The following is a 24,076-nucleotide window of genomic DNA, read 5'->3' as shown; positions in this document are numbered from 1 at the left end:
TGGAGTTTATGCGATGTAGATAGCGTGAAATTGGTGGTCGAATCACACGGCCCTAGCACACGGCGAGTGGTAAAGCCTGCCGCCCTCGGGCGAGCCTCATACTCCTTGCGCTGCAATGCATTTTCACCCCCATACAGACCATGCAAACGAAGCTGTCTTAATCTATTTACCAAAACGGGCAGCAGAATTTTCGTTAACGCATTACGATATTTCATTTTTCACCCAAAGAATTGATTTAATTAGTCCAATAATATCGCTAACATCCGCTTAACTGAACGCCGCATAACGGCATCAGCGGTCACGCCCATTGTAACACGGGGCCGCCAGACAGCGCGTCACGCCCTCGACAAATTGGCATGCCATTTTTTCCAGCGTATATTCCACCGCACTGATAGCGCACCCGTCGCGCAGAGCATTCAAGGCCTTGCCATCGCGCAGCAGAAGCACACTGGCGTTCACATAAGCATCCAGATCGTCCTCCGTCATCACACCGTTGATGCCATTTTCGAGATAGGCGATTTCGGGACTATGAATGCCACAGTCTGTGGTCAGCAAGGGTACGCCGCAGACAAACGCGTCCAGAATACCCAGACCTACCAGTCCCGGATTCAACATCACCTGTGCCACTGAGGTGTATGTCACTTTCTCCCTACCAAAACGCGTACCCACCCAGCGCGCCCAGGGGTGGGCGGCACACCAAGCCTGCACCTTGTCACGCTCTGGCCCATCGCCCACAATCAGCAAATGAAAGTCGGGTACCTCGCTGCGGATCGCCTCGGCAGCAGCAAACAGAAAATCCAATCGTTTGTCGGTATAGAGCGAACCCACGTACACCCCCACTGGCTCTTCATCAAAGCCCAGAGATTCACGCAGAGCGCGCGATTCTTCAAGCGTAATCGAGACCCGCATACGACAAAATCCGGAGGTATCTGACGCGTTGTTCAAGACTGTTATGCGACTGTCGGGAAACCCCACCGCCGTCAAAAGATCGGCACTCAGCCTCGTGTAGGCAAACCACCAGTCCATCCGCTTGGCCGTCCCGCGTTTGAAGCGCTCGCCGAACGAGTTCGGTGAGGTCGACTGGAAATTGCGTCCATGCCCCCAGAATGCCCACTTCCGGTCTTTTTTCAGAAATGATCTCAGATAGTTGAACAGTAATTTGTTCTCTTGAGTAACCACCACCATGCTCGCATTGCTCACCACCGACATGGCATTCTGCCAGCAGAGCCGTCCATTGAGCCAGTAGCGGCACGGCACATGAACCCCCCAGGGCAGCTCTCCCGAATCAGCCTTGAGTTTCTCGCCTGGCAGCGGGTCGCCGTATACCACAATCAAATCCACTCCGGCGGCATCCAACTTTTCACGCATCAGGTTAAACAGAGGCACTCGGTATTGAGTGATCCGGCGCTGAATAATCACCACTTTGGGGCGCGCACCGGACTTGTAGGTGCTCCATGGCAGGCAGGCCCGGTCGGCTGCCCGCACTGCTTGTGCAATCCCGCGCGCCGCATTGTCATAGCGGTACTCACCCACCCGCTCACGACAACGTGCCACCATCATAGCGTAGAGCGATTCGTCGGTCAGCAGCCTGACTGCGGCATTCGTCCAGCGCTCCCGGTCGAGCGGCAACACGAAGCCGTTTTCGCCATCCCGCACCAGCTCACCCGCCGAGCCTGCGACGTCGGAAACCAGTACCGGCACACCGGCTGCACAGGCCTCGTTTGCCACCACACCCCAGGGATCCCACTGGGTTGGAAACAGAAAAATGCGGGAAGCACCATACCACGCGGGAAGCGCCTCCTGCTTTGCAAAACCGGCGAAGCTTGCATCAACCTCGGCTTCAATAGTCTTCGCATAAGAACGTATCTGGCCTTCCAGTCCGCCTGACCCCACGAACACGATAGACACCCGGCGTCCGAGCCGCTGTGCAGCTTCGCGGGCCACATCCAGGGCGAAAAATGGATTTTTCACCGCTTCAAAGCGACCGCAAAATATGAAGTCATATGTCTTCGCCTGTGGTGGCGTATTGAAGAACAGCGTATTGTCTGCACACAAATGCGACTTGAACATGGCGCTGGAAGCGACGCCATACGAGCGGTACAACTGCATGACTCCGTCGCTGGCACCGATGAAAGCAGCCGTATGTCGATATACATGACGCCTGATCCAGCGGTGCAGAATAGTCAGCGTTGCCTCTGACTCCAATGTCCCGTCCGTCATGGCCACATGCCGCGCACCGTGCAGGCGCGTCCATGCATAGGCCATAAGATGCGTGGGATTAAACCCCGTTGTCACCACAATATCCGGCTTGAGCGAGCGCAACACTGGCCACACGTCGTAATTGAAATGAATGTACCGGCCTCGGTAGCTCAAGAACGAGTTCTTCAGAAACGTATGCGCAAATGACATCTTCCCCAGATTCCACTCGCGATCCGGTTCACGCCCACTGCAATACACCACGTGGAGGTCAATGTCGGGCTCCTGCGCCAGCAGGGCATATACCGGCAACCGGTACGGCGCAGGAATGTTGGTGACAATAACCAGACGAACAGGCCTGGAAGAAGGATGCATAACGACCTCATTGACGTTAGACATGTTGTTGTGAAACAGAAAATTTGCACATACCAACCAACTTCGAATTCTTTACATTACAAGTGAATAAAAGTTGAGTTATCCAAATCTTGTTGACCAGGGCTTTTGCTCAGATGGAAAATCTGGCTTGGACTGAATATAAGTGATCAATTAAAAAAAGCGAATGGCCTGAGTATATGGGAAATAAACCCGCCTCCGAATGAGAAGGGAGAAACCCGTATTCTCATCTCAACATATACAACAGCCATCAACAACATCGGCACCGCCAAGATCGGTCCGAAACGTAAACGCAGCAATGCACAAACAATGACGCCCACCATCAACGTCCTGAATAATTCGACATAAAAATACATTCTAAGGAAAGGCGTGGGCGCTAACGACATGCCTGCTAAAAATCCAGCGTATATGATAGCCCCCGCCGCGAGAATATTCAGAAAACGTTTCGGTCCATCTATGCGCGAACGCACAAACAAGAAAATTGATAAAATACTGATGTCCATAAAAAATAACTACTGCGCTTATCTCACCAACTGATTCTCTGCTTTCATAATAGTTGAGTCCAGGCCCCACTAGCAGGTATGCCACCCCAATAGCAATGAATGCGCCAGAAAGAAAAACCACCTTATTCCATACCAGCCGCTCTCCGCTGATTGTAAACCAATACGCGGCAATGACGACTACAAAGGGAGCCAAAGCCGAGTTGTGTGAAAAAACACCCAACACCGCAAGTAATATTCCTATAACACGCGCCTCAAAGTAAAAAAGTACAAAGCCAAATACAAGCAATGCACTTGCGACCTCCTGCCGCACGAGTTGTGTAGTGAGTGTAAACGTGACCCCAACCATGAGCGCGATGAGTGTAGCGACACCTACATGCATTGGCACTTTCGTTATTTTGGCCGAGATCAAACCAATTGACACACCCAAGGGAATATATATCAATGATGAAACGCCCCACGCAAGGGCCGGCACACTGCCACCAGATAACTTTGAAATAACGGAGGCAATAAAATAATAGGTGGGTTCCGTTGTTTTGATTGTGAATATCCCGATGCGCTGCCCCCAGTATTGGCTGAAATCCAGGTGCTGCAACCAGATAAAATGCTGTGTATACCAAGCCCAGTCACCGGACATCCCCTTCGTCGAGTTCATCCATCCGAAGACACCTAGCACGGCAGCAATCGCAGAACCGGTGGCGACAGCGCTGGATCGCAATGAAAATCCAATAAACAGAACCACACTGACCAGGGTAAGTATCGGAAATACAATCGCCAGTGGGACCATCAGTAGAAAGACTGCTATCCCTCCAACAATCCGCATCACGATCCGTCGGCGATCATTGGTGCCATGTGGATAAGAACTAACAGATGCCATCATAATATCCTTCTTCATTAAATCGCAGGCACCAACCGATTGGGCTAATCAACTACCTTCATGAATTCGGCCTTGTTCGGCACCCTGCCTTTACCGCGCAGCACAGGGAGTAACTCATGAATCGCGCCTACTTTTGCTTCGTCAATTAGCGCTTTATACGCATTGTTCACGATAACGGATTTCGTTACTGAAATGCCATTTTCACCGGGTCGCATGATGTAAACAGGGCCACAATTCATAAAAATATTGCGATCTACGATATTATTCTTCGGCACACCTGGCTCATTTTCAAGCAACTTTGCCAAGCCTGGATAGCGCGATGAGTAGAGTGGTAACGATGCCCCAAGACCCTTCATCTTGTCCAAGTAGTCCTGATTCGCTTGGGCACCTTCTTTGGCAAGGGCCACAAAACCTCTGACGTCAAGATACACACCGTTATTGCAGTTGGCGAAGATGTTGTCCGATATAGTGTTATCCCTGCCACCGCCGATAAAAACACCCCGTCCGGCGTTTGAGATCAAATTGCTCCTCACGATAATTCCACTGGCTTGATCGTCCAGATAAATTGCATGTGCACCATAATGCAGGCCTGTGGACCCGATGTTACGGATCAAATTTTGCTCAATAACCGTACCGCGTGCTGTCCAGTCACGTCCCGTATAGATAGCGCCAGCGTCATCGGTTTCCTTGACGAAATCTTCGATAAGATTTCGGCGAATTTGGTGATCGTTCCCATGAAAAATGATTGCTGCATGCGGCCCCCCTCTCAAGATGGAGTCCTCCAGAATATTTCCTACGCCCATTAGGAATGCAGCTGGCTTATAGGTCTTCTGTAGGCGTCCTACTTGCGTAACAACACAATGCCGTGCCACCAGCAAGCCAGGTTTTAACGTTCTCCTGTTACCGCCATTCAGAACGATACCCGCAGCTCCCGTATTATTGACCTGTATAGCCTCCAGCAAAGCGTTCACGCCGGATACTTCAACGCCATCTGTGCCGACATTCTTCACGATGAGATTTCGCAACGTTACAGCATCAACGTCATCAAGCGAAACACCTGCGCCACGAAACGCCTCAAACCCAAGATCACGTACCTCTACGTTCACCACGCGGTTTAATACTAAACCGTTCACCACCTGCGAAACCTGCACTTCATCAGCCAGAATCGGCTTAGGCGGCAGGAAGTACACTAGACCAGAACGTCGATCAATATGCCATTCGCCCGGCACATCGATGTCTATCAAGGCATTTTCGAAAAACACCCGGCGATCCGCAGCAACACCAAATGTAGGTTGCGCGCCGACGAAGCCTAATTTTCCTGCAGGATCAACTGCCTCAGCTTGGAGCTTCTCGTCAGCCCAGTCGTGCATGAAATAGCCACCCACGCGCAGATCCTGTTCGGTTTTGTAGATTGCAACATCTCTGCCTTTGACCGTAAAAACAGCACCCCCCGCAACTTTTTCAACGCTATCCGTCTTGGCATAACCCGAATTGGGCCATCGGGCGATTGGCATCCGAGTCCCATGGTAAAACAACTCTATTTCAGGCATAACAGTCTGGCCGAATCTCTGCTCAGAAAATCTCGGAACTTCTGAAATTCCGGCCTCCTTGAGACTAGCCACTACCAAATTCGGAGGCAGATTTTTTTCCTTCAGGAGTGCTGCGGAAACACGATTGAAACGTAAAGGACGAGCACCCGAAAACACCGTCTGTGTGGCACCGGCTCCCGCCAGGATAAGTTTGTGGCGGCCACTGCCTGTAACTAGACGGTCTACTGTGAAAGGCGTTGCAGGCCTGTAGACACCCGATTTGAATTCCACCAGCACGTCGTCGCGTAAATTTCCAGATTCATCATGCAGGGATGGACTATGGAGCCAGCCATCAAGAGCAGCGAAACGGATACATGCTCCAGAGACTTGAGTCTGATCGTCGGGTACGACACAAGTCGAAATCGTGGCCAGCGAACTTTGCGGATAGACCAGGAGGCTCGCCACGCAAACAAGAAATCGAGTGAAAATCTTCATATCCAACACTACCTCAAGGCAATACATTCACGATCGATAACCCGTGGTGAACACACAGCCCATTTTGAACCCCTGTGCCACTCTCGCGCGCGACCACATGAATGTCGGGGTGTGCCAGAATAATCAGCAACGCAAGTATCGGAATGAGATAAAAGGCGGCGATGAAAATCTAGCCGGCCTCAGATGCCTCACAGTGCCACACAACCAATACATACTCCGCGATGATCCAATAAATTTCAACCAACATAGTGACCTGACTGTCCACCGCGCTTGGCTCTCACTGCGGGCCACCACGCAGTCATTTTGCCCAATCCGCCCGCCACGCGCTGCGCCTGACGAACTGCCGCCCCGCGGGATATCAGGAAGGTGGGTAGCAGCATACCCGCTGCAATCAGCGCAAATATTGCACCTCGCAAGGCCATAGGTAGCCAAACTGCCCGATTGAATTCGGCGCGGATACGCACCCAGGTTTGTCCGCCTTTGAAAGAACGCCTCAAAATCCAAGCCAAACGCAAGCGTGAAGGTGGCACATCCTCAAAAACTACCGCCTCATCACACCATATCAACTTTGCCCCGGCTCGTTCGGCTCGGGCAAAAAACAGCGTATCCTCTCCACCAGTTGTTGCAAACCTCCCGTCAAAACTACCGCCCGCAAGCGTCACTATTCTGTGACTCAACAATACATTCGCGGTGCAACAATTTTCCCAACCAATTTCACTTCCTGTTGGGCGATGAGAATTTTTATACGCACCACAGCCAGACATCCATGCAGGAGGCATTGTCTCGTAGCGCGAAATCACGGATCCGAATACGGCATCGGCCCCGGTATTCCTCTGCGTCTCAAGTAGCGCCGCCAACCAGTTGGGCTCCGGAACCTCATCGTCATCAATGAACGCTATAAAGTCGGCATTGGCTTCAGCTAGGCAGCGATTGCGCGCATGCGACACGCCTGACCGGGGTTCAATCACATAACACAAGGACCAGCCCGGGGGCGGCAGATTTCGTTCCACGATGGGTTCTGCGGACCCTGCTGGATCATTGTCTACAACGAGCACCGTCACATCCATCGAAGAGGTTCCCGCCTGCTTCCATAAGCCATCCAGCACGCGTTGGAGTCCTTCTTGACGGTGAAAGGTGCATATCGCGATTGCTACATGCGGTTTACCGCCAGTCGTACGGGGCACTTGAGTTGCATCGGCATTGGACGATGCGGCTGTAGGCTTACTCATCTGGTGGTCTTGCTGCTGTGAGGGTAGAGAATTCATATGTGTGCCTCTAACCGTTTCCAATATTGCCTAGCTTTGCCAATGACAAGGACAGATTGCATCAGTTCGACTGCGCATAACCCCACCACAGAAAGGGCGCCGTTGGGCGAATGAATAGGCCAATTAGATGTACAACAACGGATACGGCTATCTGCATAAAGAATCAAGTTGACGGCTTTTGCGTAAGTTGAGCTGAATGGATCCTGACTGCCACGTAAATTATTGATTTGAATCCGGTGATCAAGCTCCTTTGCCAATGTGCGATCCGAAGATATCAACTCGACACTAATTCCATTCTCGGCAATTCCATTGGCAAAGCCCTTTTCGTAACTTGGCTGAAAACCGTTAGAGAGCAGCAGGTCTTTCATATTCGCCGCAGCCACCTAGTTCGAAACAAATTAACCGGCAAACAAAACCGCACCAGTGTTCTGATCCAGTAAGTCCAATGAAAAAATGCACGCGGATGAAACAATACCCTCGCTGCACGCTTGCGTTTGCCATGTTCTATATTGGTACGCGTCACGTTCAGGTAGCTCACGGAAAGCAGCCGTGCCGCCCCTTTTCTTTGATTGTCCGGGAAACCCTTTGACTTCATCCTCTCCGCCAATCTAAGGTAACAAGGCGGGAGGTCAAGCGGAAGCACACTGTATAGGCTGTTCGATATCCCTTGAGTGTATTCCGCGAGGAATCGCGGTGAAAACGCGATGGTTCCTTTTTCGGCCAGTCTGAAAATCACGTCCTGATCTTCGCCTACGTTTTCACCCTCTGGGAAATATATATTATGCCTAACCATTGCTTGACGGCGCACGCAGGCTGAAGATGAGATAGAAAAAATGGTCGAGCGTGAAAATGCGGAGAATAGTTGTTCGACGATTTGCGGTTTGGTTTTCTTGATGCTGCGCGGTAACAAAGCATTTTTCCTTTTGCTATCTGACCAAACAAATGTATAGCTTGTCGCATACACTGTCGCTTCAGGAAACATCCGGATTAGGCCGATGATTTCGTCGATGAATCCCGGTAGATAGAGGTCGTCCGCATCCAGAAACGCAATAAACTCACCACGCGCCTCCTCGATTCCCCGATTGCGAGCTGAAGACACGCCACCATTAGGCTTTTCCACCAACCGGACTTTCACGTGGTTTAGTGCTTTCACCCGCGCCGCGCTGTCGTCGGTGGAGCCATCGTCGACCACTACAACTTCCAGAATGGCATCACCCTGCGCCAACGCCGATTCCACGGCGCGCCGCACATACTGCGGCTTGTTATACAGCGGGATGACAACCGAGATTGTGGGAAGCACTTGAGCAATCATAACTTGTACCTATCGAGTCTGGAACCACGCAGCTGCGCTGACATCCCCCAGCGAACCAGTCTCGCCGCGCGGGTTGGCAAACGGTCAACCTGCGGTTCCAGCTGATTCGCCAGTGATGTGGCCAACAGGCCGGGCAGCCATTTGAATGCCAGCAGTACTGTCAGGCCGCACAGGATAATCACGCCCGGCAATCGGGCCAGAGCATCCGGCAGCCAGACAGCAAGCAAGCAATCCACCGACCAGGCGGTCAGACTGGTCAAACCGCTGAGCGCCATGCCGCCACGCAAGGCCAGCACACAGTCAGCCAGCTCCGCCCCCAGCACGCGCGCTGCAATCACAGTGAACAGCAGGGTTCTGAGCAGAAACAGCCCCAGTACGGTCCAGGCCAGCGCGGCCAGCGAATACTGAACCGCCAGCAAAGCGGCGATCAGCCACAGCACAACCAGCGGAAGCTGAAATTTGAATTCCAGCGTGGCCCGCCCCGAGCTCCACAGTACCGGCGTCGTAATGCCCCACAGCAACATGATCGGCATCGCCAGTGCAATCGGTCGCAATACCTCGGCCGCCCCTGCCCAATGCTGACCATACAGGCCCAGCACCAAGGTATCGGCCACTGCTGCCATCGCAAAAAAAACCGGCATGATCCCCAGCGTAATTCCCGCCATCAACATCAGGTAGACATTGCGAATGCGCCCGGGATCGTCCTGCATCTTGGCGCAGGCAGAATACATGACCGGCTGCATGAAACTCTGCAGCGTACTGGCAGGCGCGTAGACCAGATTGTAGGCGTTGACGTACAGGCCCACCGAAGCAGTGGACAGCGTGCGCGCCAACACTACGCGATCAATATTGCCGATGAACCAATTGGTCATATTTGTCAGCAGCACGGTGCCACCGAAATGCCCCATGCTTCGCGCATCACCATGCCGGAACAGCAGCCCAAGCGGGTGACCCGTCACCCGATACATCAGCACCAGCGACAGCAGGCTTTGCACAGCCCAGGCCACCACCAGCGCCCACACCTGCGCACCCGCCAAGGCAAGCGGAATACCCAAGCAAACATAGGCGACAAAATAGGCAATCGTCTGGGCGATCTGCAACGACTTGAAATCCAGCTCGCGCTGCAGCAAATTAAGCGACACCGCACTAGCCGCCTGCACTAGCGCTAGCGGCGCCAGCGCAAGCATGAGCGGCACCATTTTCGGCTCGCGAAAGAATTCGGCCAACACTCCCGACAGACTAGCCAGTACGCCAGTGGCAACCAGCCCCAGCACAAGCTGCCAGGTGAAGACAAAACGGATGTGGGTGCTGTCCAGATGCTGGCGCTGGATCAGCCCGTAGGCAAGGCCAACATCGGAAAAAAACGCGGAAAAGCTCATCACCATCACACCCATGGCAAACAGGCCATACTGTTCAGGCCCCAGCACCCGTGCTAGCACCACCTGGGCGCTTATTTGTAGGAACAGACGAAGAAACGCCCCCCCGCCCCCCCACAGAAAAGCCGTAATGCTGCGCGACCCTAGGCTCGCCTGCCCACCGTCTGTCATGGCAAGCCTCGAACCGATTTATCAATGCAGCACATCTCAGTTCTGAATGAGGTCACTGCGAGCATCTACCGTTCGCCTCCTACGTGGTTTACGGCGATGAAATTCTGATAGGTCTTAGTCAGTCCGTCCTGCATGGTGGTGGCGGCCTTCCAGCCCAAGGCATTCAATCGCTCAACGTCCAGCAGCTTACGCGGTGTGCCATCGGGTTTGCTGGCGTCAAAAACCAGTTCACCTTCAAAACCGACCACACTTGAAACGGTTTCGGCCAGTTCGCGAATGGTGAGGTCCTCGCCCACCCCGACGTTCATTAGCGGCGGCAAGCCATCATTGCGGTCCTGCCCCAGCAGCTTGACGAACTGCACATCCGGCAGATTCATCAGGTAAACGCAGGCATCGGCCATGTCTTCGCTATAGAGAAACTCGCGGCGTGGAGTGCCGGTACCCCACACAATAACAGTGGAGGCATTGCTGGCCTTGGCTTCGTGAAACTTGCGGATCAGCGCCGGGATAACGTGGCTATTGTTAAGGTCATAGTTATCCCCCGGACCATAGAGGTTAGTAGGCATTACAGCGAGATATTTCGTGCCGTATTGCCGGTTATAACTCCAGCACATTTCAATGCCTGCAATCTTGGCAAGGGCGTAAGGCCGGTTAGTCGGTTCCAGCGGGCCAGTGAGCAAATACTCTTCCTTCATCGGCTGTGGTGCCAGCTTGGGGTAGATACAACTGGAGCCCAAGAACATCAAGCGCTTTGCATTGTTCTTGTATGCCGCATGGATGATGTTGGTCTGAATGACGAGGTTGTCACGGATGAACTCGGCGGGATAGAGGTTGTTGGCCAGAATGCCGCCGACCTTGGCGGCCGCCAGAAAGACATAGTCGGGCCTCTCTTCTGCAAAGAAGGTATCAGTGGCTTTCTGATCAGTGAGGTCGAGTTCGGCATGCGTGCGTGTCAGGAGGTTGGTGTAACCCTTCGCCTGAAGGTTGCGCACGATGGCGGAACCCACAAGCCCACGGTGCCCGGCGATGTAGATCTTCGCATTCTGATCCATTACCAATTACTCATGAAAATCATAGGCAGCGAAGCCATGTTTTTTAACCAGTTCGTCACGCTCAGCACTCTTGAGATCTTCGCGAACCATTTCGGCCACGAGGTCTTTGAAACTCGTCTTTGGTGTCCAGCCGAGCTTTTCTTTGGCCTTTGTAGGGTCACCGAGGAGTGTCTCCACTTCTGTGGGGCGGAAGTAGCGCGGATCAACCTTGACGATGACCTTACCATTATGATCTGTGCCCGTTTCATCAACACCTTCGCCTTGCCAAGTGATCTGAATTCCTAGCTCCTTGGCGGCGGCGTTGACGAAGTCGCGCACACTGTACTGTATACCGGTGGCGATAACGAAATCATCCGGCTTGTCCTGCTGGAGCATGAGCCACTGCATTTCAACGTAGTCTTTTGCATGGCCCCAATCACGCAGGGAATCCATATTGCCGAGGTAGAGGCAATCTTGCAGGTTGAGTTTGATGCGGGCAAGCGCTCTGGTGATCTTACGTGTAACGAAGGTTTCACCACGCAACGGGGATTCATGGTTAAACAGGACGCCGTTACAGGCATACATGCCATAGGCTTCACGGTAGTTAACAGTGATCCAGTAGGCGTAGAGTTTGGCCACTGCGTAAGGGCTGCGCGGGTAGAAAGGTGTGGTTTCCTTCTGCGGGGTTTCTTGTACCAGACCATAAAGTTCGGAGGTGGAGGCCTGATAGAAACGGGTCTTCTTTTCCAAACCAAGTATGCGAATGGCTTCGAGGATGCGTAGCGTGCCAATCCCATCGGCATTGGCGGTGTATTCCGGGGTCTCAAAACTGACCGCAACATGACTCATGGCGGCAAGATTGTAGATCTCATCCGGCTGCACCTGCTGGATGATGCGAATGAGGTTGGTAGAGTCCGTCAGATCGCCGTAGTGTAGGACGAGATTACGGTTGGAAACATGAGGATCCTGGTACAAATGATCAATACGATCTGTGTTGAACAGCGAGGCACGGCGCTTAATGCCGTGAACCTCGTAGCCCTTGCTCAACAACAGCTCGGCAAGATAAGCACCATCTTGCCCAGTGATGCCTGTTATGAGTGCTTTTTTGTTCATTACTGCCCCTTCGCTTGTAAAATCGGGTTATCAATTAACTTTGATCGTGATCGCTTATTTTGAAGCTCGCTGAAAAATTACGAGCAGCCAAGCTTTAGATATGCCCTATGCTTAAAAAAATTTACGACTATTTCGCCTATCTAAGAGTAGCAGCTTTGACGCCAACCTTGCCTGGTGCGCCAAGGCCCGCAAGGCGAAGTCGCATATCTGGTTGCAACTCATTCAATAAAGCCTTGGCAAATGACTCCTGAAGCGCGAAAGCAGCTTGGGTATCTGCGTTGATAGATGAAACACGAAAAAGCAACCCATCGGGTATTTCGCCCTTAAGGCCATAACGCATTTCGGCAATTTTTTTGCTTATCCCGCCTGTGACAGCTTCATCACCGACGGTCGTCCAGTAAGTCACCGGCTCAAATCGCTGGTTAGAGAAATTGGTTTCAAGGCGTCGAACGGGGATTATGCCTTGCGATGTTACCAGAGCACCTTGTCGATTGGAGATGACCTGGAAGCCTTGGGCGGGGTAGCAGACTTCAGGGTAATGAAGTTGAACCGCATCTCTTTGGTCGTTACCGTAAGCGATGGAGAGCATGATCCGCTCCCCATTGTTATTGATGTAAGTACGCGAAAGCGTTTGAGTGTAAATCCTTTTAATCGTAGCTTCCACTTGTGGATTCACCACAACAGAGGCTAGTTTTTTCTCTTCCCTCCACTCGCCAAATTGTAAAGGGATGGCTGTGCTAAGCTCAAGCGCTGGACGACTCTTTGACAAATGGATAGTAGGCGTCATGGCCTTGGTTAATACAGCAGCCAACATCATTAGTGTACCAAGAATAAGACCAATCATTAACGACTTAGTCATGACACGTTCCTGGGGGGTACAGCATGAAGAGCCCCCCTTGCTTTTACAGCCAACTGTAATAGGGAATCCAACCCTATAATCAGCAGCAATGCACTGACGAATAGCACTAAGCCCGCAAATCCATGCAAAAACCCTTGACCCGCCTCATCACCGAGATGGTAGGTAATTAGCGTAAGCACCATGACGCGGATAACATTTGCGGTAAATGAAATGGGCACAATTAAGATGGCAAGGGCTACGTTACGAAAAACAGAGGTGTGCCGAACAACATTAAGGTAAAAGAGGCCCAAGGCTTCCAAAGTCAACAGCGTTTGTAGACCCGCACAGGCATCAGCCACGAGTAATTGATACTGTCCAATCTGCAAGATTACACCCGTGCGTGCGATGGGGTAACCGAGCCAGAATAGAATGTGCTCCGTCACATACGATACGGCCATTTTCATTGGCAACGTCAAAACGGACACCAACGTGCCGGGCAGCGGAATCATGAACAGCATAAAAAACAACGGAAACCACAGCACCTTCAATGCACTGCCACCACGCATCAGCAAAAATATGGAGGCCAGCAACAATATAAATGAGCCAATCTCAAAAATCAGAATACTCTGCGAACGCCCAACGATATATAGCAGTAGGGCACAAATAAAGAGCGGCCAACCCACCAGTGAAGTGGATTTTCCCTCACTGGCTTGTAGCATTTGCGGCCATTTTCGATAAATTAGCCAAGCAGAAAGCAAAAGTATCATGGGGCCATGCGCCTGCTCTTCCGAGCTCCACAGTCCGGTCAAAAGATCATAGAAAGTGGGCACATACAGAACAAGCAGGCCCAATAATACGGGCCATGTTTGCCTGAGGGAGCTGGTAGCGCCTTGTAACATAGCCGCGCCTGAAGTTGCTGTGGTTGACATGTTTACTCTTAAGCTATTTGTTTCTTGGCGCGAAAAAATTTCGTCACATGCCTACAGAAATTATCGATGATTATTGTGACAGCTTGAGTGTGTGCGCCCCACCCTCTCCCGCGTGCGGGAGAGGGTGCGTATTTCAGACAATGATTTTCAACCACATCCTGACCAACGGACTCATAATTCATGGTTAGCTTGCCACCCGTTTCATGGAGTCGAGAATCCGTTGCAGGAGGCCGGCATACTCGGGTAGTCGCGCAAGGATCAAGTCGAACTCACGTTTTTCGTAGATGTGGCTGAGCTTGTTTCGGTCGTCGATGGCCTGGATCAGCGCCAGATAGTCACCCTCGGGTATGTAACCCGAAAGATAGAATGCCTTGGCCACTTTCTTGGGCGATGCCTCATCTATGCCTTCATTCTGTTTAACAAATTCTTTGATTGCTTTCCAGCAAAGCTCCAGCGTGTATTCGAATTTCTGTACTTTCCCATTTTGCAGCCCGTCGATCAGGCGCGGGTCGAGCGTGGCCGACAGTGCTGCGATATCGACGTTGGCCAGATAAGCAAAGCTCTCCAGGGCCTCAGAAAAAGATTGGAGCCTCACATCCATCGCTTGGCCTCCTGGCGAACTGCTGCGCCGAACTGGCCGGCAAGCTGGCGTGTTGTGACGAAGTCGACGTGAAACGGGACAAAAGACTCCTCCAGCACGTCGCCAAACCTGGAGAGTGTTGACGGATCAACGTCGGCGTCGATCCAGAGATCAAAATCCGAGTTCCAACGCCCGTCCCCCCGTGCGCGGGAACCGAAGAGATAGACCGGCGTACCGGGCGGCAGGTTCGCCCGAAGTAGCTCGCGCAGATAGGACTCAGAGCGCTCGATCATCTGCTGGCGGTTCATCTCAACCCCCATGAAATATCATGTTCCTGATGCATTTTTCTTGAGTTTAATCCCAATACTGTCCAACTAAAGTGGGTTAGGTCAAGCGAAGCGGACCCAACCTACATTTCTCGTCAAACAATACGGTAGCGTGGTTGTTCACTATGCGCTGAAGGGTTCTCTAAACGACTCTCTAATGATTGCAAATAGTTTTTAAAGTCCTGCCCCAGTTCCGGGTGTTTTAAGGCGTATTGCACGGTGGCTTCGAGATAGCCGAGTTTGCTGCCGCAGTCGTAGCGTTTGCCCTGAAAACGGTACGCCAATACGAGGGATTCTTGCAGCAGCCGGGCAATGGCGTCGGTAAGCTGGATCTCACCGCCGGCACCGGCAGATTGGTTTTCCAGGAGGTCAAAAATTTGTGGGTTCAAAATGTAACGCCCAACCACCGCCAGCGTGGACGGCGCGACATCGGGCCTGGGTTTTTCGACGATGGCATCGACGCGGGCCAGTCTTTCGCACCAGGGAGTCGCATCGACAATGCCGTATTTGTCGGTTTCATCGGGGGCGATTTCTTCCACACCCAGCAGACTGCATCCTTGTTGCTCGAACTGCTGCACCATTTGCGCGAGACAACCCGCGCCACCATCGTCGATCAGGTCGTCGGCGAGGATAACGGCGAATGGTTCATTGCCGACTACCGGCCTGGCGCACAAAACAGCATGACCCAATCCGCGCGCCTCAGGCTGGCGCACATATACGCACGATACACCTTTGGGCAGTATGCCATGCACGATATCCAGCAGTTGCTGCTTGTCGCGCTTTATCAGCTCTGCTTCCAGCTCGTAATTTTTGTCGAAATGATCTTCTATTGAGCGCTTATTGCTACTGGTGACGAAGATCAGTTCTTTGATTCCGGCTGAAATAGCCTCTTCTGCCGCATATTGGATCAGCGGCTTGTCGACGATCGGCAGCATTTCCTTGGGGTTGGCCTTGGTGGCGGGCAGGAATCGGGTGCCCATGCCGGCTACTGGAAAAACGGCTTTTGTGATGGTCTTTTTCATATAAAGCTATTCCTTCTCTGTTTCACCAAATCCTTGAGGCGTTGCGCTCCAGGGTAGTAGAGATCAAACCAATCACATCAATATTTGTTAAGCACGCTACCGATTACCGCCGCGTCAGAGGCGGCGAGTTGGGATGCGAGAGCTTTGGCTGCGCCAAGGCGGGTATGATCCTTGCGTGTCAACATCAGTGCGCCACCCGCACGCGCCACAATTGTCATGGCATCGGTATACACGCCGCCAGCCGGCGTGTCGATAAGAACGACATCATAGCGCTGGCTTAGATCGTCCAGCAACCCCGAAAACTCAGGGCGCCCCAAAAGCTCCAGCGGATTGGGAGGAATGGGACCGGCCGCCAGAACGGAGAGGTCGGCAAAGTAAGGAATGCGCGCGATGGCGTCTTGCCCCGCGCGGCCAGCCAGTATGGATGTCAGCCCTGTGCTGCGGGACAGGTTAAAAATGACGTGCTGGCGGGGATTGCGCAGGTCGGCATCAATCAACAGGGTGCGCTCACCAAGCTGGGAAAATATCACAGCCAGATTGGCGGCAAGGTAACTGCGGCCTTCTTGTGCGCCTGGGCTGACAATGGAAAGGGTCTTGTGCTCATCGTTAAACCAGCGCAGCATCAATTGGCTGCGCAAGGCGCGCAGGGCCTCGACTTGCGTGCTGAAGGGCTTATAGGCCGCCACCAGATCATTGGCAAAACCGCCCTCCCCTGGGCGGAGATAAGCGTATGCAAACTGTTTGGATAGTGCATGCTGAATATCTTCCGCACTGACCAATTTGAGCTTGAGCGCTGCATCTCCAAAGCGCAACCCCTGCTCTTTTTGCAGGCGCAGTATGCGTTCGACATCTTCCAGCTTGAGCTTTCCGGAATCCACCAGAATTGCGCCCATGTTGCGGCCTACCAGTTGCAGCGGCGCCTCTGTCGCGAATAAAGATTCCGCATCCAAGTCAGATGCAATGATGGTGGACTTTTCTTTCGTGCCGGTTAATCGCATGGTTTATCGCTCTTGATTCCTTGGAAATGTTACTGGCTTTTTAAGCCTTGCCTTTTTCAAGTATGCCGAGCACAGGGAACCCTAAGGCTTCGGTCAAATCCTGACCGGTACGTACCCGCCGATCCAGCATCTCGAACAGCAAAGCCATCCCAAGCCCCAGCATCGTACCAAGAAATACTGACAACGCCAGATTCAATAACACTTTGGGACTGGACGGTTTAACAGCTTCAACGGCGGGATTGAGCAGCACCACATTGGTCTGGTTGACGCGACTTTGCAGGGTGGATTGGTTAAAACGTTCCAGCGCGGCGTCATAGGAACGCTGGGCACTCTCTACCTCACGAATCAGCGTGGGTATTTCATCGCGCGATTGTTTAAATTGCAGCACCTTGGCCTTCTGCGCCGCTACAGACGCCCTTATCGACTCCTCGCGGCTGTGCGCCAGCTTGGTGTTGTTTCTTATGCCGCTGGTTATAGAGGTCATTTCCTTGGTGAGCTTTTCACGCAGGTTTTTCACTTCCGCTACGGCACGTTGATACTGGGGATGGTTGGCACCCAATTGTTCGGACAACTCCGCCAGCTTGGCTTCCTGGCGCAGCAGTTCGCCTTTGAGGCTCTGGATAAAACCATTGGCTAAAACCTCAGGCAGGGTTTCCATGGAGGCGCCTTTTGCGAGCATCTCTTCCATTTGCCGCTGGCGGCTTTCGGAGTCGTAGGTTTGGGCCTGGGCGAGCACCATCTGGCTGGTAAGCTCGGCAAGGCGCGCCGTCTCAACATCCAGCCGTTCGTCCGTCGCGGTGATGCTTTTGATCTGCTGGTATGCAGACAGCTTGCGCTGCGCCTCTTCTACCCGAGTGCGCAAGCCCGCTTGCTGTTTATCGAACCACTCCGCGCTTTTGCGCGCTGGCTCGACGCTCAACTCCAGCGTGGTGTCAATATAGGCCTGGGCAAAGGCGTTGGCCAGGGCGGCGGCAAACCGAGGGTCGGTGGATTCATAATTAACCGTCATAAGACGGCTCTCGCGCGAGGGTTCCACCTCCAGCTTCTTGAGCAAGGCATCGGCTAACCAGTCACGAATCGACCCCTTTCCTTCGGTGGCCTCAAGAAACTGATCCCGCACCACTGGAGCATCAACTAACTTAAGGGTGTCGATTACTTTGAGCGCGACCTTACGGCTTCTGAGGATGTCCAGTTGGGTAGCCATATAACTAGGGGAAAGTTGCAGAGGCAGCGACGAAGACATGCCATCCGTCACTGGCTCCTTGAAGTCGACCACTAAAACAGCGCTGGCGGTGTATTGATTGGGCAGGTAATAAGTCACCGCAGCTGTGGCACCCACTGTAATCAGCAGGGTAAAAAGGATAAGACGGTATCTCGCACGCAGGATTTGCAGAAATTGCTGAAAGCTCATGATATGGAGCCATGCCTCTTTGAATGTTGGTTACGGGAATATCTGTTAATTTTCCTCACTTCCGTGTAATTACCTGCCCCTCGCGGATACCCGAAGGACATAAATCCGAGGATGGGGGCGGGAATCCAATTAAAAACTATCTGGACTACGACCAAGCTCGGAGTGAAAATTTTTTAGAGTACCCTGAGCACGCAATTACCGTGTAAAACAAACGCATCAAAACAGGCTTTCCTTGACGTAAACCACGTCATCAGGCCTCAGAACATCAAACAGTTCAGCGCTGATTGATGTTAGCGCACCCTTGGCATCCTTGCGTTTGATTTGTATACCGCGCTGAGTGCCGCGTTGCGTCAGACCTCCGCCCATGGACAATGCCTGCATCACAGTCATGTCTCTTTGCAGTCGGTAGGAGCCGGGGCGCTGCACCTCGCCGTAGATATAAAATACCTCCATGCGCGGGACGTACACGATATCACCGTCGGTGACCTCCATATTCTGGGTCATGTCGCCTTTTTGCAGGAGAGCCAGCAGGTCAATGGGGCGTCCACCGATCCCTTCGCTGCCATTTTTCTTGATCAGCACCGCGGCATCGCCGCCACTGGCGTTCACGCCGCCCGCCATGGCCAGCAAATCCACCACTTTGCTGCCCCGGTCGATCGTGTACATGCCTGGCTTGTTCACCTCACCCAACACTGAAACCTGCTGGCTGCGGTACTGTTCGACTATCAAATTGACTTGGGGTGATTTGACGAATCCGCCTTGCTGAAGGAGCGCGCCGATTTTAGCCTCGGCTTCGCGCTCTTTCATTCCCGCGATAAACACTTCACCGATGAGCGGGAAGGAGATACCCCCCGTCTGGCTTATTCTGGTTAGCGTGCTGAGATCGGTATGTTCATATACCGTAATACGCACAACATCGCCAGCCCCGAGAACATAGTCCTTGGCTAAAGCCGGCGCGGGCATAAAACCCAGCGTGGTCAGGAAAAGGAAAACAACAAAGAATCGGTTCAACATGCTCAAAATTTCATGATTAACAGGATGGCGCATTATGGTACTCATTTATGACATTACTGTGACATGGCGGGTACAGAACGACAAAGGCCAGCGTGCCACAATCTTTCCATCAAAAATCAGAAACTCCCTTGCCGATAAAATCTGCGTCATCCTTTTTAGGATCATGATTCACGCCTGGGCCAGCCGCCGCTGCCGGAGCATTTTTATCCGCCGCAGCACCAGCTGCAAATTTCCCTAACCACTCGATTTTGGCCGTTTCACGCAGCCGCTTCACCTCGGCCTCGGCCAAATCCTTGCGTTTCTTGTTGGCCAAAAAACGCTCGATGATTGGCGTCGCCTGCTCTTGCGATAAAGGCTGCTCCTGACTGGCAACCAGGAATAATAACACATTATTTAATGGGGATTCGAACACGGCGATTTCACCATTCTGCATTTGAGATACTTTTGCCAGCATGTCAAAGGGCAACTGTTCCGCAGGCCTTACTATATTAGCGACCTTTGCCTCAACTTTTTTGGCCTGGAGCCATTGGCCCAGTTCATCGGGCGATTTCACGCTGCTCACCTTCGCCTGAAGCTCAGCAAAAGGAATGCTCTTGTCCATCACAATTTCACGCAGTTGATAAATGCGCCGTTTGGAAAACAATTCGGGATGCTGGCTGTAGTAAGCATCAGCTTCACTCTTGCTGGGCGGCGTAACATTCCCCACTGTCTTGTCCAGATAGGCCTGAGCCAGCACTTGGCGCCGCGCCCGTTCCAGTGCCTGCATGATCCGGGGGTCACGGTCCAGCTTGGTTTCGATAGCCTTTTGCATCAATAATTGCTGATTGACGATCTGCTCTCCTACCTGCCGCATACGCTGCTCTGCACCTGGCCCAGCCGCCTGACCCATGGCGGAGAGTTCAAAATTGAGCTGATGGACCGTTATCTCGTCACCGTTAACCTTTGCAACCACTTGGGTTTCGGTTTCGGTCTTGCCACCCGTGTCACTCTTGTCACCGCAGGCGCTGAGGGTGACGAGCAAAAAGGTAGAAAACAGTAGACCGGCGTACTTTGATGTTTTTTGGTGCATTTCCCTTATTCCCACGCTTTTTGTTGGTGCATTATTATACGTTAAACAATATCAGTAGTCATACAGGCATCATGACAACCATCATTAACTTGAACTATCTTGAACTATAATGCAATCATGATGCCATATTTTTCATTGCATGTTATGTGTCACTTACCATAAAGACCTCATCTTATTGTTATAATTAGACAATGTATAACATATTACGAAAATGTCTCCCCGTGAACCAGCATTGCGGCGGCATATAACAAAACAATGCGTCGCCCTTTGACGACGGGTCGACAAAAAAACCCTGAAGTGATGATCGCCTCCACTATAGAATAATGCCAATCAAGACCCCACATTAACTGAATCAATGCTTGAAACGGATAAATAGTGACGCTTTCCGGTAAGTTACGAATCAAAGCCTATGGGCTGGCCTGCCTTTTGGCATGCGTCGCTGGACCGCTCAACCAGGGCTTTGCGGTGGAGTTGCCCAGCATGGGCGACACCTCGGGCGCTATCGTCTCCCCCGACGAAGAACGGCGGATGGGCGAGGGCTTGATGCGCCAGGTTCGGCAATCCACGCTACTGGTTGACGACCCGGAGATCACTGAATACATCCAGTCTCTGGGTTATCAACTGGTGGCGAACAGCGACAACCCCGCCCAGGACTTCACCTTTTTTGTCATCAATGATCCTTCCATCAACGCATTTGCCGCACCCGGCGGGTTCATTGGGATACACATTGGCCTGATACTGGCCGCCGAATCTGAGAGCGAGCTGGCCTCGGTGCTGGCCCACGAAATCGTGCACGTGACACAGCGCCATCTCGCACGCGCCATTGAAAAGGCCAACAAAATGAACGTGCCTACCACCGCCGCATTGCTCGCGGCGCTGATTCTGAGCGGGGGTAACGCTCAAATCGGGCAGGCAGCAGTGATGGCCACCATGGCGGGTAGTGTGCAAAACCGGCTGAATTTCACCCGTGCCCACGAGCAGGAGGCAGACCGCCTCGGGATGCAAATCCTTGCCAACGCAGGATTTAATCCACACAGCATGCCACTGTTCTTTGAGCGTATGCATCAGGCCAGCCGGTTCTATGACAACAGACTGCCCGAGTTCTTGCGCACACACCCTGTCACTTTGTCACGTATCGCGGACTCGCGTAATCGCGCCGAGCAATATTCGGCCAAGGGATACACGGAACGCGAGGCTTATCGCCTGATACGTGCCAAGCTAAGGGTTTTGAGCGCAGCAAACCCAATCAGCCTCATCAAAACATTTGAAGACGCGGTCAAAAAAGGGCGGCAAGCCAGAACTGACGAGCGCTACGGCTATGCCCTGGCCCTGCTCGCCGCAGACCGGTACAGCGAAGCGCGAACCCAAATCAGAAAACTGCTGGAGACGGAACCGAACCGGATCGCTTATCTGGTTGCATCGGCTGACGTCGACATGGCGGACAAACAGCCTGGCGCCGCAGTATCGAGATTAGGTGAGGCGCTCAAGCTGCTCCCTAACAACCATCCCCTTACCATGACATACGCCGAAGCCTTGCTGAATGACGGGCAGGCTGAGACAGCCCGATTGCTGCTGAAAGATCATCTCCGGAGCCGCGACCCAGACCCTGCTTTATATGCACTGCTCGCGCGCGCCGAAAAGGACGCGGGATACACTGTGGACGCGCATCAATCACTGGCGGAATATTATTACCTGAGCGGCGAGACGCGCACCGCGATTGATCAGCTCAACATCGGGCTGCGTCTGGTCCAGGACAAGGATTTTTACCGTGCCTCACGCATCGAGGCGCGGCTCAAGGAGCTGCAGGAGCGAGCACTGGCGGAGCCAAGCAGCGTTAAACCTTAAAACCTCTTTTTGTCCACGAAAAACACGAAATAAAACAAAAGCATGGGCTGCTTCAGCAGATCACCGGATGAGTGGCAAGCAACACGCGATATGCATTTGAATATTTTCGTGTTTTTTCGTGGCATTCGTGGATAACTAAGTTTTCAGGCTAACGATTGGACGACGACTGCACGCTGTTTGCGCGCTCCATCTCCACATTGTGTCTGGCGCGGATAAAATCGACGTCGGAAACGTGCAGCAAGTCGGCAACTTTGCGCACCAGATATTCCTCGTACTTGTCCTTGTGCGCATCGGCGAAAGCGACGCGCCATAGCATTTCCACTACGCGCTTTTTCTGTTCCATGGAAAAGTTTTTGTCGATAAGGCTGGTGAACTGGAACAATGATGTTGCACCGTCCGCCTCCTGCTCGGCAAGCCGCACCAGCTCCTGCGCTTCTTCCGGCGCCAGATTGAAAATGCGCTGAACCGCCTCGGACACGGCGCCACGCTCTTTTTCATTGACATCGTGATCGGCGCGGGTCATTTCGACCAGCAGGGCCGCTGTCGCCAGACGCAGCGCATGCTCGGGATCCGCAGCTTGGCCTGCCCCGCCAATCAACTGGATGCGGCTATCAAAAAACTGGCGAATGGAACGTAGCATGGAATTATCTCCTAGGATTTTATTTAGTTGCCACAAACGACCACATGGATGCAGCGCGCCTTCAAATGTAGGGTGCGCACGGCGCACCCTAGAGAGGCTGGCGAATTGGGTCTAGCATAGGCGGCAAAAACTCACGCTACATTTCTCTCCGCCCGGCAAAAGCGTGAACCAGGGTGCCGCCATCGACATATTCAAGCTCGCCGCCGAGCGGCACGCCATGGGCGATGCGGGCGGCCTTGATGCCACGTTTGCGTACCAGCTCGGCAATGTAGTGGGCGGTGGCCTCGCCTTCTACTGTGGAATTGGTGGCGAGTATCACCTCTTTGACGCCCCCGCTATCAAGGCGCATGACAAGCTGGTCAAGGCCGATTTCCTTGGGGCCGATACCGTCCAGCGGCGAAAGGTGGCCCATCAGCACAAAGTACAAACCTTTATACGTGCCGGATCGCTCGATGGCCTGCACATCCCCCGGTGACTCGACGATGCATAACTGTGCGCGGTCACGGCTGCTGCCCGCACAGAGCCGGCAGAGATCCGTTTCGCTCAAGGTGCGGCAGCAGGTGCAATGACCCACCTTGTCTGCCGCCGCACTCAATGTGTGAGCAAGCCGACGCGCACCGGCGCGGTCACGCTCCAGCAGGTGGAACGCCATGCGCTGCGCCGACTTGGGGCCGACACCGGGCAGGCAGCGCAGGGCTGTGATCAACTGTCCGATCAGGGAGTCGTCCGTCATTAAAACGGCATCTTGAATCCGGGTGGCAGGCCCATCCCCGCCGTCATGCCGGACATTTTATCCTGCGAACGCTTCTCCACCTGACGCACGGCATCGTTGACGGCGGCTGCGAGCAGGTCTTCCAGCATTTCTTTATCGTCCTTCATCAGGCTGTCGTCAATGCTGACGCGCTTGACATCGTGTCGACCGGTCATCACCACACTGACCATGCCACCACCCGCCTGGCCGGTTACTTCCATGTTGGCGAGCTCTTCCTGGGCCTTTTGCATGTTTTCCTGCATCTTCTGGGCCTGTTTCATCAGGTTGCCAAGACCACCTTTTATCATTGCGATATCCTCTTGATATTGGTTATAAACACGGAAGAAAAACAAAAATCACATTTTTTTGGTTTTCGTCTCTGAAAAATCCAAGGA

Annotated in this window: 22 protein-coding genes; 1 reads left to right on the top strand and 21 read right to left on the bottom strand. The window is 52.9% G+C overall.

What is annotated here, in order from left to right:
* Positions 1 to 291: 291 nt before the first annotated feature.
* From M3A44_08165 to M3A44_08080, 18 genes are all read right to left on the bottom strand, one after another.
* Positions 292 to 2,571 (bottom strand): glycosyltransferase family 4 protein, encoded by a 2,280-nt coding sequence (locus tag M3A44_08165; protein MEQ6341617.1) that lies wholly within the window; start codon positions 2,569 to 2,571, stop codon positions 292 to 294.
* A 375-nt stretch (positions 2,572 to 2,946) separates the two neighbouring features.
* Complete coding sequence (locus M3A44_08160) at positions 2,947 to 3,984, bottom strand: EpsG family protein (protein ID MEQ6341616.1); 1,038 nt, start codon at positions 3,982 to 3,984, stop codon at positions 2,947 to 2,949.
* Between the two features lie 26 nt (positions 3,985 to 4,010).
* Positions 4,011 to 5,990, bottom strand: coding sequence for a right-handed parallel beta-helix repeat-containing protein (locus M3A44_08155; protein MEQ6341615.1), 1,980 nt, complete (start codon positions 5,988 to 5,990; stop codon positions 4,011 to 4,013).
* 236 nt (positions 5,991 to 6,226) lie between these two features.
* Complete coding sequence (locus M3A44_08150; GenBank protein ID MEQ6341614.1) at positions 6,227 to 7,219, bottom strand: glycosyltransferase family 2 protein; 993 nt, start codon at positions 7,217 to 7,219, stop codon at positions 6,227 to 6,229.
* 32 nt (positions 7,220 to 7,251) lie between these two features.
* Positions 7,252 to 7,623 carry a hypothetical protein gene (locus M3A44_08145; GenBank protein MEQ6341613.1) on the bottom strand — a complete coding sequence of 124 codons (372 nt, stop codon included), beginning with the start codon at positions 7,621 to 7,623 and terminating at the stop codon, positions 7,252 to 7,254.
* Positions 7,620 to 8,567 carry a glycosyltransferase family 2 protein gene (locus M3A44_08140; protein MEQ6341612.1) on the bottom strand — a complete coding sequence of 316 codons (948 nt, stop codon included), beginning with the start codon at positions 8,565 to 8,567 and terminating at the stop codon, positions 7,620 to 7,622. The genes M3A44_08145 and M3A44_08140 overlap by 4 nt, the downstream gene beginning before the upstream one ends.
* Entirely contained in the window at positions 8,564 to 10,114 is a 1,551-nt protein-coding gene (locus tag M3A44_08135) for a lipopolysaccharide biosynthesis protein (GenBank protein ID MEQ6341611.1), read from the bottom strand. The genes M3A44_08140 and M3A44_08135 overlap by 4 nt, the downstream gene beginning before the upstream one ends.
* 65 nt (positions 10,115 to 10,179) lie before the next feature.
* Entirely contained in the window at positions 10,180 to 11,166 is a 987-nt protein-coding gene (locus M3A44_08130) for a GDP-L-fucose synthase (protein MEQ6341610.1), read from the bottom strand.
* A 6-nt stretch (positions 11,167 to 11,172) separates the two neighbouring features.
* Complete coding sequence (gene gmd, locus M3A44_08125) at positions 11,173 to 12,258, bottom strand: GDP-mannose 4,6-dehydratase (protein ID MEQ6341609.1); 1,086 nt, start codon at positions 12,256 to 12,258, stop codon at positions 11,173 to 11,175.
* A gap of 136 nt (positions 12,259 to 12,394) precedes the next feature.
* Positions 12,395 to 13,117: an EpsI family protein gene (locus M3A44_08120; protein MEQ6341608.1), complete on the bottom strand. Its 723-nt coding sequence runs from the start codon at positions 13,115 to 13,117 to the stop codon at positions 12,395 to 12,397.
* On the bottom strand, positions 13,114 to 13,995 hold the full coding sequence (gene xrtB, locus M3A44_08115; GenBank protein MEQ6341607.1) for an exosortase B: 882 nt from the start codon (positions 13,993 to 13,995) through the stop codon (positions 13,114 to 13,116). Before xrtB ends, M3A44_08120 begins: the two co-directional genes overlap by 4 nt.
* A gap of 214 nt (positions 13,996 to 14,209) precedes the next feature.
* Positions 14,210 to 14,626 carry a nucleotidyltransferase substrate binding protein gene (locus tag M3A44_08110; protein ID MEQ6341606.1) on the bottom strand — a complete coding sequence of 139 codons (417 nt, stop codon included), beginning with the start codon at positions 14,624 to 14,626 and terminating at the stop codon, positions 14,210 to 14,212.
* Positions 14,617 to 14,913 carry a nucleotidyltransferase domain-containing protein gene (locus M3A44_08105; GenBank protein MEQ6341605.1) on the bottom strand — a complete coding sequence of 99 codons (297 nt, stop codon included), beginning with the start codon at positions 14,911 to 14,913 and terminating at the stop codon, positions 14,617 to 14,619. Before M3A44_08105 ends, M3A44_08110 begins: the two co-directional genes overlap by 10 nt.
* Before the next feature lie 113 nt (positions 14,914 to 15,026).
* Positions 15,027 to 15,953, bottom strand: a complete 927-nt coding sequence (gene galU / locus M3A44_08100; protein ID MEQ6341604.1) for a UTP--glucose-1-phosphate uridylyltransferase GalU — start codon at positions 15,951 to 15,953, stop codon at positions 15,027 to 15,029.
* Between the two features lie 77 nt (positions 15,954 to 16,030).
* Positions 16,031 to 16,846: a chain length determinant protein tyrosine kinase EpsG gene (gene epsG, locus M3A44_08095; protein MEQ6341603.1), complete on the bottom strand. Its 816-nt coding sequence runs from the start codon at positions 16,844 to 16,846 to the stop codon at positions 16,031 to 16,033.
* Positions 16,847 to 16,991: 145 nt separating this feature from the next.
* A complete protein-coding gene (gene epsF, locus M3A44_08090; GenBank protein ID MEQ6341602.1) occupies positions 16,992 to 18,362 on the bottom strand; it encodes a chain length determinant protein EpsF in 1,371 nt (456 codons plus the stop codon).
* A gap of 216 nt (positions 18,363 to 18,578) precedes the next feature.
* Positions 18,579 to 19,376 carry a polysaccharide export protein EpsE gene (gene epsE / locus M3A44_08085; GenBank protein ID MEQ6341601.1) on the bottom strand — a complete coding sequence of 266 codons (798 nt, stop codon included), beginning with the start codon at positions 19,374 to 19,376 and terminating at the stop codon, positions 18,579 to 18,581.
* A 109-nt stretch (positions 19,377 to 19,485) separates the two neighbouring features.
* Entirely contained in the window at positions 19,486 to 20,445 is a 960-nt protein-coding gene (locus M3A44_08080; protein MEQ6341600.1) for an EpsD family peptidyl-prolyl cis-trans isomerase, read from the bottom strand.
* A 375-nt stretch (positions 20,446 to 20,820) separates the two neighbouring features.
* Between M3A44_08080 and M3A44_08075 the strand changes: the two genes are divergently transcribed.
* Positions 20,821 to 22,290 (top strand): M48 family metalloprotease, encoded by a 1,470-nt coding sequence (locus M3A44_08075; protein MEQ6341599.1) that lies wholly within the window; start codon positions 20,821 to 20,823, stop codon positions 22,288 to 22,290.
* 148 nt (positions 22,291 to 22,438) lie between these two features.
* On the opposite strand, the gene M3A44_08070 is transcribed toward M3A44_08075, so the two are convergent.
* From M3A44_08070 to M3A44_08060, 3 genes are all read right to left on the bottom strand, one after another.
* On the bottom strand, positions 22,439 to 22,930 hold the full coding sequence (locus M3A44_08070; protein ID MEQ6341598.1) for a TerB family tellurite resistance protein: 492 nt from the start codon (positions 22,928 to 22,930) through the stop codon (positions 22,439 to 22,441).
* A gap of 136 nt (positions 22,931 to 23,066) precedes the next feature.
* Positions 23,067 to 23,663, bottom strand: coding sequence for a recombination mediator RecR (gene recR, locus M3A44_08065; protein ID MEQ6341597.1), 597 nt, complete (start codon positions 23,661 to 23,663; stop codon positions 23,067 to 23,069).
* Complete coding sequence (locus M3A44_08060; GenBank protein ID MEQ6341596.1) at positions 23,663 to 23,989, bottom strand: YbaB/EbfC family nucleoid-associated protein; 327 nt, start codon at positions 23,987 to 23,989, stop codon at positions 23,663 to 23,665. The genes recR and M3A44_08060 overlap by 1 nt, the downstream gene beginning before the upstream one ends.
* Positions 23,990 to 24,076 lie beyond the last annotated feature (87 nt).

Source organism: Gammaproteobacteria bacterium (assembly GCA_040183005.1).
Lineage (GTDB): Bacteria > Pseudomonadota > Gammaproteobacteria.
The sequence above is the reverse complement of the archived record's forward strand: the minus strand, read 5'-3'. Positions and strand labels throughout refer to the sequence as shown.